General features: G+C 61.1%; 11 protein-coding genes. 6 read left to right on the top strand and 5 right to left on the bottom strand.

Annotated features, from left to right (window positions below):
* Positions 1–104: 104 nt before the first annotated feature.
* The 6 genes from dapB (at position 105) to folA (ending at position 7,856) form a co-directional block, all read left to right on the top strand.
* The gene (gene dapB / locus BRD58_RS03205; RefSeq protein ID WP_012847462.1) at positions 105–923 is read left to right on the top strand and encodes a 4-hydroxy-tetrahydrodipicolinate reductase; all 819 of its coding nucleotides are present in this window, start codon (positions 105–107) and stop codon (positions 921–923) included.
* 466 nt (positions 924–1,389) lie between these two features.
* Positions 1,390–2,547: a glutamine-hydrolyzing carbamoyl-phosphate synthase small subunit gene (gene carA, locus BRD58_RS03210; protein ID WP_034168344.1), complete on the top strand. Its 1,158-nt coding sequence runs from the start codon at positions 1,390–1,392 to the stop codon at positions 2,545–2,547.
* A 19-nt stretch (positions 2,548–2,566) separates the two neighbouring features.
* On the top strand, positions 2,567–5,788 hold the full coding sequence (carB, locus tag BRD58_RS03215) for a carbamoyl-phosphate synthase large subunit (RefSeq protein WP_069578196.1): 3,222 nt from the start codon (positions 2,567–2,569) through the stop codon (positions 5,786–5,788).
* A gap of 222 nt (positions 5,789–6,010) precedes the next feature.
* Entirely contained in the window at positions 6,011–6,781 is a 771-nt protein-coding gene (locus BRD58_RS03220) for a threonine/serine exporter family protein (RefSeq protein WP_012847466.1), read from the top strand.
* Positions 6,781–7,245: a threonine/serine exporter gene (locus BRD58_RS03225; protein WP_034168342.1), complete on the top strand. Its 465-nt coding sequence runs from the start codon at positions 6,781–6,783 to the stop codon at positions 7,243–7,245. The genes BRD58_RS03220 and BRD58_RS03225 overlap by 1 nt, the downstream gene beginning before the upstream one ends.
* Positions 7,246–7,373: 128 nt before the next feature.
* On the top strand, positions 7,374–7,856 hold the full coding sequence (folA, locus tag BRD58_RS03230) for a type 3 dihydrofolate reductase (RefSeq protein WP_012847468.1): 483 nt from the start codon (positions 7,374–7,376) through the stop codon (positions 7,854–7,856).
* 206 nt (positions 7,857–8,062) lie between these two features.
* On the opposite strand, the gene apaH is transcribed toward folA, so the two are convergent.
* The 5 genes from apaH to surA are packed head-to-tail and all read right to left on the bottom strand — an operon-like array spanning position 8,063 to position 12,421.
* Positions 8,063–8,902: a bis(5'-nucleosyl)-tetraphosphatase (symmetrical) ApaH gene (apaH, locus tag BRD58_RS03235; protein ID WP_015460933.1), complete on the bottom strand. Its 840-nt coding sequence runs from the start codon at positions 8,900–8,902 to the stop codon at positions 8,063–8,065.
* Positions 8,903–8,906: 4 nt separating this feature from the next.
* The gene (apaG, locus tag BRD58_RS03240; protein ID WP_012847470.1) at positions 8,907–9,284 is read right to left on the bottom strand and encodes a Co2+/Mg2+ efflux protein ApaG; all 378 of its coding nucleotides are present in this window, start codon (positions 9,282–9,284) and stop codon (positions 8,907–8,909) included.
* Between the two features lie 24 nt (positions 9,285–9,308).
* Complete coding sequence (gene rsmA / locus BRD58_RS03245) at positions 9,309–10,124, bottom strand: 16S rRNA (adenine(1518)-N(6)/adenine(1519)-N(6))-dimethyltransferase RsmA (protein WP_015460934.1); 816 nt, start codon at positions 10,122–10,124, stop codon at positions 9,309–9,311.
* Positions 10,117–11,109 carry a 4-hydroxythreonine-4-phosphate dehydrogenase PdxA gene (pdxA, locus tag BRD58_RS03250; RefSeq protein ID WP_069578198.1) on the bottom strand — a complete coding sequence of 331 codons (993 nt, stop codon included), beginning with the start codon at positions 11,107–11,109 and terminating at the stop codon, positions 10,117–10,119. The genes rsmA and pdxA overlap by 8 nt, the downstream gene beginning before the upstream one ends.
* Positions 11,110–11,113: 4 nt before the next feature.
* Positions 11,114–12,421: a peptidylprolyl isomerase SurA gene (gene surA, locus BRD58_RS03255; protein WP_015460936.1), complete on the bottom strand. Its 1,308-nt coding sequence runs from the start codon at positions 12,419–12,421 to the stop codon at positions 11,114–11,116.
* Positions 12,422–12,513 lie beyond the last annotated feature (92 nt).

Below are 12,513 nucleotides of genomic sequence, written 5' to 3' on the forward strand. Positions count from 1 at the left end.
CAGCCGTTAACCTGAAAAGCAACCAAACAGAAGAACCGTGCGGTACGCCGCGAGCTACGCGACGCCGACGGACAGCGAAGAAAGCATCATAAGGGAGACGGAAGATGGCAGAACAGATTCGGGTCGCGATCGCCGGTGCCGGCGGTCGAATGGGGCGTCAGCTGATTGCGGCGACCGCGGCGATCCCCGGCGTGACGCTGGGGGCGGCGCTGGAGCGGGAGGGCTCCAGCCTGCTGGGCTGCGACGCCGGCGAACTGGCGGGCTGTGGCATAACCGGTGTGACGGTCGAGTCATCGCTGGAGCGGGTTGCGGGGCAGTTTGATGTCCTGATCGACTTTACCCGTCCCGAGGGAACGATGGCGCATCTGGCCTTTTGTCAGGCGCACGGTAAAGCGATGGTCATTGGGACGACCGGCTTCAGCGAGCAGGAAAAGGCGACGATTGAGGCGGCTTCACAGCATATCGCTATCGTTTTGGCCGCCAACTTCAGCGTGGGGGTGAACGTGATGTTGCGTCTGCTGGAAAAGGCGGCGCAGGTGATGGGGAGCTACTGCGATATTGAAATTCTTGAAGCGCATCATCGCCATAAAGTCGATGCGCCATCGGGGACGGCGCTGGCGATGGGCGAGGCGATCGCCGGTGCGTTGGGCCGCCGCCTGGAAAGCTGTGCGGTCTATACTCGCCAGGGACACACTGGGGAGCGGGTTCCTGGCAGCATCGGTTTCGCAACGCTGCGCGCCGGCGATATCGTGGGCGAGCATACCGCCCTGTTCGCCGATGTTGGCGAGCGTCTGGAGATTACCCATAAGGCGTCGAGCCGCATGACCTTTGCCAGCGGCGCAATGCGAGCGGCGCTGTGGCTCGGCGCGCAGCAGCCGGGGATGTACGATATGTGTGATGTTTTGGCTCTCGACACCCTATAAAAGGCCATTTATCCGATAGATGGTATGGTTGTTTTGTTATTTAATGTGATGAAAACAATGTGTTTTTCATCACATTTTTTATTTATGGTGCAGATTTAAATTTAAGTTTGTCAGCATGGTGATTTTTACGGTTTTCAGTTTATTTACCCCCGCCGCTCCGCCCGCGTCTTGATTTTTTCAGGGAAAAAACGCATTATAGCGTCATTGCCTTTGATATCTGTGCCCGGCAACCGTTTTCTCCTTTCCTAAAATTGGTGTTTTTAGTCGTTTGGCATCAAAAACACGCTAAGATTTGTAAAAAAACATAAAAAACTCCCCTTTCATCTGGACAATGAGCGGATGCATCATTAGAATGCGCGCAATTTGTCAGAAATTCGCCGCAGTGGCAGTTTTTGCGATTGATTCACGATGCAATATCTGAATTAATATGCATATATTGTGACTGAGTATTCCTTTGGAGGGTGTTTTGATTAAGTCAGCGCTTTTGGTTCTGGAAGACGGAACCCAGTTTCACGGCAGGTCGATCGGGGCAGATGGATCGGCCGTGGGGGAAGTGGTCTTCAATACCTCGATGACCGGCTACCAAGAAATTCTCACCGACCCCTCCTATTCCCGTCAGATCGTCACGCTTACCTATCCCCATATTGGCAATGTCGGTACCAACGCCGCCGATGAAGAATCTTCCGCCGTACATGCACAGGGGCTGATCGTGCGCGATCTGCCGCCGATCGCCAGCAACTTTCGCTGCCAAGAGACGCTGCCGGACTATCTGCGCCGTCACCGCGTGGTCGCTATCGCCGATATCGATACCCGTAAACTGACCCGCCTGCTGCGCGAGAAAGGGGCGATGAACGGCTGCATCATCACCGCAGAGAGCGGGTGTGAGCCAGATGCCGCGCTGGCGCTGGAGAAGGCGCGCGCGTTCCCCGGCCTGAAGGGGATGGATCTGGCGAAAGAGGTGACGACCCAGGAACCCTATGAGTGGCGCCAGGGCAGCTGGACGCTGAAGGATGGGCTGCCGGCGCCCAGTGAGGACGCGGCGCTGCCCTACCACGTGGTGGCCTATGACTTCGGCGTGAAGCGCAATATCCTGCGGATGCTGGTGGACCGCGGCTGCCGTCTGACGGTGGTGCCGGCCCAGACGTCCGCGCAGGATGTGCTGGCGCTGAATCCGGACGGTATTTTCCTGTCCAACGGTCCCGGCGATCCGGCCCCCTGTGACTATGCCATCGAGGCTATCGCGACCTTCCTGCGCGGAGAGATCCCGCTGTTTGGTATCTGCCTGGGGCATCAGCTGCTGGCGCTGGCCAGCGGCGCGCAGACGGTAAAAATGAAGTTTGGCCATCACGGCGGCAACCATCCGGTGAAGGATTTGGATCATGACCGAGTGATGATCACCGCACAGAACCACGGCTTTGCCGTGGATGAAGCGACGCTGCCGGCGACGCTGCGGGCGACCCATAAGTCGCTGTTCGACGGTTCGCTGCAGGGCATTCATCGCACCGATCGCCCGGCGTTCAGTTTCCAGGGGCACCCAGAGGCCAGCCCCGGGCCACACGATGCTGCACCGCTGTTCGACCATTTTATGACGCTGATTGAAAACTACCGCCGTACCGCCAAGTAATCAGGGAGCCTGAACAACTATGCCAAAACGTACTGATATTAAAAGCATCCTGATCCTGGGCGCCGGGCCGATCGTCATCGGCCAGGCGTGCGAGTTCGACTACTCCGGCGCTCAGGCCTGTAAGGCACTGCGCGAAGAGGGCTACCGCGTCATCCTGGTTAACTCCAACCCGGCCACTATTATGACCGACCCGGAGATGGCCGACGCGACCTATATTGAGCCGATTCACTGGGAAGTCGTGCGGAAGATCATCGAAAAAGAGCGTCCCGATGCGGTGCTGCCGACGATGGGTGGCCAGACGGCGCTGAACTGTGCCCTGGAGCTGGAGCGCCAGGGGGTGTTGGCCGAGTTTGGCGTGACCATGATCGGCGCGACGGCCGACGCCATCGATAAGGCTGAGGATCGTCGACGCTTCGACCAGGCGATGAAGAAGATCGGCCTGGATACCGCGCGCTCTGGCATCGCTCACAGTCTGGAAGAGTCGCTGGCGGTGGCGGAGCAGGTCGGTTTCCCCTGCATTATCCGCCCGTCGTTTACGATGGGCGGCACCGGCGGCGGTATCGCGTACAACCGCGAAGAGTTTGAAGAGATCTGCGCGCGCGGTCTGGATCTTTCACCGACCAATGAGCTGCTGATCGATGAGTCGCTGATCGGCTGGAAAGAGTATGAGATGGAGGTGGTGCGCGATAAGAACGACAACTGCATTATCGTCTGCGCTATCGAAAACATTGATCCGATGGGGATCCACACCGGTGATTCGATTACCGTCGCGCCGGCGCAGACCCTGACCGATAAAGAGTATCAAATCATGCGTAACGCCTCGATGGCGGTACTGCGTGAGATAGGCGTGGAGACCGGTGGCTCCAACGTACAGTTTGCGGTTAACCCGAAAAACGGCCGTCTGATCGTTATCGAGATGAACCCGCGCGTATCGCGTTCTTCTGCGCTGGCCTCTAAGGCGACCGGTTTCCCGATCGCCAAAGTCGCGGCCAAGCTGGCGGTGGGCTACACCCTGGACGAGCTGATGAACGACATCACCGGGGGGCGTACGCCGGCGTCGTTTGAGCCCTCTATCGACTACGTGGTGACCAAGATCCCGCGCTTCAACTTTGAAAAGTTTGCCGGTGCTAACGATCGCCTGACCACGCAGATGAAGTCGGTGGGTGAGGTGATGGCGATTGGCCGTACCCAGCAGGAGTCGCTGCAGAAGGCGCTGCGCGGGCTGGAGGTCGGCGTGAGCGGCTTCGATCCTAAGGTGAACTTAGACGATCCGCAGGCGTTGACCAAGATCCGTCGCGAGCTGAAAGATGCCGGCGCCGAGCGTATCTGGTATGTCGCGGATGCCTTCCGCGCCGGCCTGTCGGTGGATGGGGTATTTAACCTGACCAACATCGATCGCTGGTTCCTGGTGCAGATCGAGGAGCTGGTGCGCCTGGAGGAGCGGGTTGCCGACGTGGGCATCAATGGCCTGACGCCGGATTTCCTGCGTCAGCTGAAGCGTAAAGGGTTTGCCGATGCACGCCTGGCCCGTTTGGCCGGCGTGGCAGAGAGCGAGATTCGCAAGCTGCGCCATAAGCAGGGGCTGCATCCGGTGTATAAGCGCGTGGACACCTGCGCGGCTGAATTCGCGACCGACACGGCCTACCTTTACTCCACCTATGAAGAGGAGTGCGAGGCTAACCCGACGCACGATCGCCCGAAGATCATGGTGCTGGGCGGTGGCCCGAACCGTATCGGCCAGGGGATTGAGTTTGACTACTGCTGCGTGCATGCGTCGCTGGCGCTGCGTGAGGATGGCTATGAAACCATCATGGTCAACTGTAACCCCGAAACGGTCTCTACGGATTATGATACCTCTGACCGCCTCTACTTTGAGCCGGTCACGCTGGAGGATGTGCTGGAGATCGTCGCCGTCGAGCGCCCGCAGGGGGTGATCGTACAGTACGGCGGCCAGACGCCGCTGAAGCTGGCCCGGGCATTAGAGGCCGCCGGCGTGCCGGTTATCGGCACCAGCCCAGACGCGATTGACCGCGCCGAGGATCGCGAGCGCTTCCAGCAGGCGGTGAATCGCCTGGGGCTGAAGCAGCCGGCCAACGCCACCGTCACGGCCATTGAGCAGGCGGTGGAGAAGGGGGCTCAGATAGGCTATCCGCTGGTGGTGCGCCCCTCTTATGTCCTCGGCGGTCGAGCGATGGAGATCGTCTACGACGAGAGCGATCTGCGGCGCTACTTCCAGACGGCGGTCAGCGTCTCCAACGATGCGCCGGTGCTGCTGGATCACTTCCTGGACGATGCGGTCGAAGTGGACGTCGATGCCATCTGTGACGGTGAGCGCGTGCTGATCGGCGGCATTATGGAGCACATTGAGCAGGCGGGGGTGCACTCCGGTGACTCCGCCTGTTCGCTGCCGGCCTACACCCTGAGTGCGGAGATCCAGGACGAGCTGCGCCGCCAGGCGGAGAAGCTGGCGATGGAGCTGTGCGTGCGGGGTCTGATGAACGTGCAGTTTGCCGTCAAAGATAACCAGGTGTACCTAATTGAGGTCAACCCACGCGCCGCCCGTACCGTGCCCTTCGTCTCCAAGGCGACCGGCGTCCCCTTGGCCAAGGTGGCCGCCCGGGTGATGGTGGGGCAGACGCTGGCGCAGCAGGGAATGACGGAAGAGGTGATCCCGCCCTATTACTCCGTCAAAGAGGTGGTGCTGCCGTTTGCCAAGTTCCCCGGCGTCGACCCGATTCTGGGGCCGGAGATGCGCTCTACCGGTGAGGTGATGGGCGTGGGCCGGACCTTTGCCGAGGCCTTTGCCAAGGCGATGCTCGGCAGTCAGTCACAGGTGAAGACCCCGGGCCGCGCCCTGCTGTCAGTCCGCGAGGGCGATAAGCACCGGGTGGTGGATCTGGCGGCCAAGCTGCTCAAGCAGGGCTTTGAGCTGGATGCGACCCACGGCACCGCGGTGGTGCTGGGGGAGGCCGGTATCAACCCGCGTCTGGTCAACAAAGTGCATGAGGGGCGCCCGCACATTCAGGATCGCATCAAGAATGGCGAGTACACCTATATTGTGAACACCACCGCCGGGCGTCAGGCGATCGAGGACTCTAAGCTGATCCGTCGCAGCGCGCTGCGCTACAAGGTGCACTATGACACCACCTTGAACGGCGGCTTTGCTACGGCGATGGCGCTGAACGCGGATCCGACCGAGCAGGTGATTTCGGTACAGGAGATGCATGCCCGCCTGAAGTAACGGCGCGGCGTGGAGCAAGGCCCGGCGACGCCGGGCCTTTTTGTTGCCGGCTGGGCGGTGCGGAAACTTGCCGCCGTGGGATGGGGGCGGCAGGTTACGCGACGTGCGGCGTTGTGGCACAATAAATCACCGCGGTGCGGGTGGTCTGCGCCGCGGGACCGTTGCCATCGGCGCTGGAGTCGCGGCGACGGGATGACGGGATCACCCTGACAGGAGTCGATTGTGGAGTCTGATCGCCAGCGGGAGATAACCCGCCTGTGTATTCACTGTGCCCTTTTTCTGCTGCAGCACGGCGCCGAGAGCATGTTGGTCGAACAGCTTTCTACCCGGCTGGGGCTGGCGCTGGGCGTAGACAGCGTAGAGAGCTCTATTTCCGCCAATGCGGTGGTGTTGACCACCATTAAAGGTGGCCGCTGTCTGACGTCGACGCGTAAGAATGTCGATCGCGGCATCAATATGCACGTGGTGACCGAGGTGCAGCATATTGTGATTATGGCGGAGCACCGCCTGCTGGACATGAGCGATGTGCGCCGACGGTTGGAGCATATCCGCCCGCTGCGCTATCCGCGCGCGCTGGTGGTGCTGATGGTCGGCCTCTCCTGCGCCTGCTTCTGCAAACTGAACGGCGGCGGCTGGGACGGTGCGCTGGTGGCCTTTTTTGCCAGCGCGGTGGCCATGTACGCCCGGCAGCTCATGACGCATCGCCAGCTTAATCCGCTGATTAACTTTTGTATTACGGCCTTTATTGCCACCTCGGTCTCCGGCGCCCTGCTGCAGCTGAGCGCGTTTGCCGAGACATCGCTGATTGCCATGGCGGCCAGCATTCTGCTGCTGGTCCCGGGGTTCCCGCTGATCAATGCGGTGGCGGATATGTTTAAAGGGCATGTCAACACCGGACTGGCCCGCTGGGCTATGGCGACGCTGCTGACGCTGGCTACCTGTCTCGGCGTTGTGATGGCGCTGTCGCTGTGGGGGCTACAGGGATGGGCATGATGACGCTACTCTTACAATTATTACAGGATATGCTGCTGGCGGCCATCCCTGCGCTGGGGTTTGCCATGGTGTTCAACGTGCCAAACCGGGCCTTGCGCTACTGCGCGCTGCTGGGGGCGATCGGCCACGGTTCCCGTCTGCTGCTGATCACGCTAGGGCTGAATATCGAGTGGGCGTCGCTGATGGCGGCGATCCTGATTGGTATCATCGGTATTCAGTGGTCGCGCTGGCTGCTGGCGCACCCCAAGGTGTTTACCGTCGCGGCGGTGATCCCGATGTTTCCCGGCATCTACGCCTATCGGGCGATGATCGCCGTAGTCGAGATCTCCCGCAGTGGCTATTCCGAGCCGCTGTTCGCCAGCATGGTCACCAACTTTCTCAAGGCCTCGTTTATCGTGGGCGCCCTCTCCATCGGCCTGTCATTACCGGGAATATGGCTATATCGTAAGCGTCCCGGCGTCTAATTGACTGCTGTTAAGCTTTACTGCGGAATTTTACTTTGCATATAGATTTACCCGCCGCAGGCTATCGACGCCTGCGCGGCCATTCCGTATAGTGTGCGCACTTTTTCTCCCAGACAGGACAGACAAGCATGATTATCAGCCTGATCGCCGCACTGAGCGCGGATCGTGTGATCGGTTTAGACAATGCGATGCCGTGGCATTTGCCGGCCGATCTTGCGTGGTTTAAGCGTAATACTCTGGCAAAACCGGTGATCATGGGGCGTAAAACCTATGAGTCCATCGGGCGTCCGCTGCCGGGGCGTCATAACATCGTGATCAGCCGCCGGGCGGGCTGCGACGATCGCGTCACCTGGGTGACGACGCCTCAGGCCGCGCTGGAGGCCGCAGCGGAGGCGCAAGAGGTGATGATCATCGGCGGAGGCAGCATTTACAGCCAGTTTTTGCCGCAGGCGAGCCGACTGTATCTGACCCATGTGGACGCTGACGTCGCCGGGGACACCTATTTTCCCGACTATGCGCCGGATGAGTGGCAGACGTGCTTCAGCGAGTTTCATGACGCCGATAGCGACAATTCACACGCCTACTGTTTTGAGATCCTGGATCGCCGTTAACCGGCGCCGCGCCCTTTCTCTGTACGCTCTCCGCGCTTTCCACCACGCCGTCATCGCGTCTTAACCCTACGCAATCCTACCGCGGTATAGGGGGCGATGAGGCCGCTGCGGCGGGAAAATACTGCCTGAATCGTGCCCCTAGCTCGCGCTCCCCGTCGTCAGCGCGCCGCTACGCCGTCGCGCGGCGGCGGGGAAGGGGGGCTGGGCTATTCCGCTTTGGCGTGGCGAGATGCGCGGCGAGAGGGCACGCTGAAGCTGCGGCGATCCTCCCAGCGCAGGGCCGTCAGGGTGCCGCCCCAGCAGCAGCCGGTATCCAGGGCGTAGACCTGCGGCGGCGTGCCGCGCCCCTCCAGCGAGGCCCAGTGACCGAAGGCGATGCTGTAGCCAGCCCCGCGCACCGGGCTGTCGAGATCGAACCAGGGGCGCAGCGGCGCCGGCGCATCGTCCGGGGCATCCTTACAGATCATGTCCAGCTCACCGCCGGGAAAGCAGTAGCGCATCCGGGTCAGGGCATTGGTGGTAAAGCGCAGGCGCGCCAGACCGCTGAGCGACTCGCTCCAGTTATTCGGCATATCGCCGTACATGGCATTGAGAAAGAAGGGGTAGCTGTCGCTGGCCAGCATGGCTTCGACCTCGCGCGCGCAGCGCTGCGCGGTGGTCAGATCCCACTGTGGGCTGATGCCCGCGTGTGCCATCACCAGGTGCAGATCGCTATCGACCTGCAGCACCGGCTGGCGGCGCAGCCAGTTGATCAGGCTGTCCGCATCCGGCGCCTCCAGCAGCGGCGTCAGTTTATCCTTGGGCTTATTCCGACTGATGCCGGCATAAACGGCCAGCAGGTGCAGGTCATGGTTACCAAGCACCAGACGTACGCTGTCGCCAAGGGATTTGACATAGCGCAGTACCGCCAGAGAATCGGGGCCGCGGGCGACCAGATCGCCGGTCAGCCACAGCGTGTCGCGGGCGGGATCGAAGCCCGCCAGAGAAAGCAGGTCGCGCAGTTCATGGTAGCAGCCATGAACGTCGCCAATAAGCAGTGTCGACATAGAATCAGTTAATCAGGCTGGGAATGGCCAGGCGGAAGACCGGAATGGCGATACGAAAGGTATGTCCCTGATGGTCAACCATTTCGTAGTGCCCCTCCATGGTACCGCAGGGCGTTTCGATGATGGCGCCGCTGGTGTACTGAAACTCGCCGCTGGGCAGGATCAGCGGCTGTTCGCCGATGACCCCTTCGCCCTGGACTTCAGTCTGGCGGCCGTTGCCGTTGGTTATTAGCCAGTAGCGACGCAGGAGCTGTACGTTAAAGCGGCCCAGATTACGCAGAGTGACGGTATAGGCAAAGACGAAGCGCGCCTCTTCAGGCAGCGACTGCGACTCGGCATAAACACTCTGTACCTGAACGATGATACGGGGTGCATCGAGCATAACGTAAGGCTCCTGTTTGCACGGTTACTGAGCCTGTGGGTGTTCACACAGCCAGTTGGCCAGTCTGCAGTAGTCTGCCACGGACAGCGTTTCTGCTCTGCGTGCCGGATCGATTCCCAGCGCGCTGAGCTGGTCGGCGCTGAACAGATGGCCAAGACTGTTGCGGACGGTCTTGCGCCGTTGGTTAAAGGCTTCTGTCGTGATGCGGCTCAACACGCGCACGTCGCTGACCGGATAGGGCAGCTCACGGTGTGGGATCAGGCGAACCACGGCAGAATCCACCTTAGGTGCCGGGCGGAAAGCGCTGGGCGGCACTTCCAGAACCGGGATCACCTGACAGTAGTATTGCGCCATAACGCTCAGACGGCCATAGGTTTTGCTGTCCGGTCCGGCGACAAGGCGGTTAACAACTTCTTTCTGCAGCATAAAATGCATATCGCCGATGGCGGATGCGTAGCTGAACAGATGAAACATCAGCGGGGTGGAGATGTTATACGGCAGGTTGCCGAACACGCGCAGCGGCTGGCCCGCCTCACGCGCCATCTCGCTGAAGTCGACGGTCATGGCATCCTGCTGACGAATGGTCAGCTTACGGCTGATAAACGGATGGGTAGACAGACGCTCGGCCAGATCCCTGTCCAGCTCGATGACGGTCATTTTGTCCATGCGGTCGGCGACCGGCTCGGTCAGCGCGCCGAGGCCCGGGCCGATTTCGACCACGGCCTGACCCGGCAGGGGATTGATGGCGGACACGATGCTGTCGATCACGAATTGATCGGTCAGGAAGTTCTGTCCAAAGCGTTTACGGGCCAAATGCCCCTGGTGCACTCTACTATTCATTGCTGTGGTTGGTCATCTCTATGGCAAGATTTAATGCGGTGATAAAGCTGCCGGGCTGCGCCTGACCGCTGGCGGCCAGATCCAGCGCGGTGCCGTGATCTACCGAGGTGCGGATAAACGGCAGCCCCAGCGTAATGTTGACCGCGTGGCCAAATCCCTGGTATTTGAGTACCGGCAGTCCCTGATCGTGATACATCGCCAGCACCGCGTCGGCGTCGTCCAGGTATTTCGGCTGGAACAGCGTGTCGGCGGGCAGCGGGCCGGTAAGGCGAATACCGCTGGCGCGCAGGGCATCGAGGGTCGGGATGATAATATCCAGCTCCTCTCGCCCCATATGCCCGCCTTCACCGGCGTGTGGGTTGAGTCCGCAGACGTAGATATGCGGCTGGTGAAGACCGAATCGGCGGCGCAGATCGGCGTCCAGAATGGTGATTACCTCGCGCAGCGTCTGCGGCGTAATCGCTGCGGGAACCTCCTGCAGCGGTAAGTGAGTGGTCGCCAGTGCGACGCGCAGGTGCTCGCTGGCCAGCATCATCACGACGCGCGGGCAGCCGCTGCGATCGGCGAAGAACTCGGTATGCCCGGTGAAGGGGACGCCGGCATCGTTAATGATCCCTTTGTGCACCGGGCCGGTCACCAGCGCGGCAAACTCGCCGCTCAGGCAGCCGTCGCAGGCGCGCGCCAGCGTAGCGACCACATAGTTTCCGTTGGCGACGTTGAGTTCGCCGGGGATAACGTCGGCCTCCAGCGGGATCGGCAACACCGTCAGGGTAGCCGCCTGCTGCGCCTGGGCCGGCAGCGCCGGATCGTAGCGGCGCAGCGTTAGCGGTAGCCCCAGCGCGCGGGCACGCGCCTCTAGCAGGCTCGGATCGGCGCACACCACCAGCTCGGCAGGCCAGGGCCGCTGCGCCAGCTGGACGATCAGCTCCGGTCCTACCCCGGCCGGCTCGCCGGGGGTGATGACAATGCGACGAATCGGTGCCATGGGATTACTGGGCTCCGTTTGCGCTGTTGTTGCCCAGGATCTTCACATAGGCCGCCGCGCGTTGCTCCTGCAGCCAGGTCTGTGCTTCTTCGGCAAATTTACGGTTAAACAGCATGCGATAGGCGCGCTCTTTCTGGGCCTCATCGGTGCGATCGACCTGACGGGTCCCCAGCAGCTGGATCAGGTGCCAGCCAAAGTTGGAGTGCACCGGCTGACTTATCTCACCCTTGTTCAGCTTCATCAGTGCATCGCGGAAGGCCGGATCGTACATGGACGGTACCGCCCATCCCAGATCACCGCCTTTCTGCGCGCTGCCCGGATCCTGTGAATACTCTTTCGCCGCCTGTTCAAAGGTGATCTTGCCGGACGTGATCTGGGCGGAGAGCGCCTCTAGCTTGGCACGCGCCTGGGCATCGCTCATGACCGGCGAGGTGCGCAGCAGAATATGACGCGCGTGCACTTCGGTGACGGAGACGTTGGCCTGATCGCCGCGCAGATCGTTGACCCGCAGAATATGGAAACCGACGCCGGAGCGGATAGGCCCGACGATATCCCCTTTCTTGGCGCTCTGCAGGGCCTCAGCGAACAGGGTCGGCAGCTCTTGCAGGCGCCCCCAGCCCATCTCGCCGCCTTTCAGCGCCTGAGGATCGGCGGAGTAGGCCGCCGCCAGCTTGGCAAAGCTGGCGCCCTGGTGCAGCTGCTGGATCAGCGACTCTGCCTGCTGCTGGGCCTCGCTGACCTGCTGCTGGGTCGGATTCTCCGGCAGCGGGATCAGGATGTGGCTCAGGTTAACGGCGGTTTCGCCGCTGTTCTGGCTGCCGATTTGCTTGGCCAGCGCATCGACCTCCTGCGGCAGAATGGTGACGCGGCGGCGCACCTCGTTATTACGGACTTCGCTGATCAGCATCTCTTTGCGGATCTGGGCGCGGTAGGTCTTGTAGTCGAGACCGTCGGCCGCGAGGCGGCTGCGCAGCTGCTGCATGCTGATGTGGTTCTGCTGGGCGATGCCGTTAATGGCGTTATCCAGCTCGCTGTCAGAGATCTCCAGCCCCATGCGCTTGGCCATCTGCAGCTGCACGTTGTCCATGATCAGTCGCTCGAGGATCTGATGGCGCAGAGTGGCATTGTCCGGCAGCTGTTGACCAGCCTGTTGGGCGTTGAGCTTTACCGACTTCATCATGCCGTCGACGTCGCTTTCCAGCACGACGCCGTTGTCTACGATAGCCACGACTTTATCGACGACTTGGGGGGCCGCAAAGGCGGTATTGGCGCACAGCGCCACGCCGAGGATCAGCGTTCTCCAGTTCTTCATAACTATCCCATTGTATTAATCCGCCCACGGCGGGTTTAGGTTTTACCTGACTGCCGACAGCCTGTGGCTAACGGTATTATCTGCATTTTTGT

The organism is Edwardsiella piscicida (genome assembly GCF_001896205.1).
Taxonomy (GTDB): Bacteria; Pseudomonadota; Gammaproteobacteria; order Enterobacterales; family Enterobacteriaceae; genus Edwardsiella; species Edwardsiella piscicida.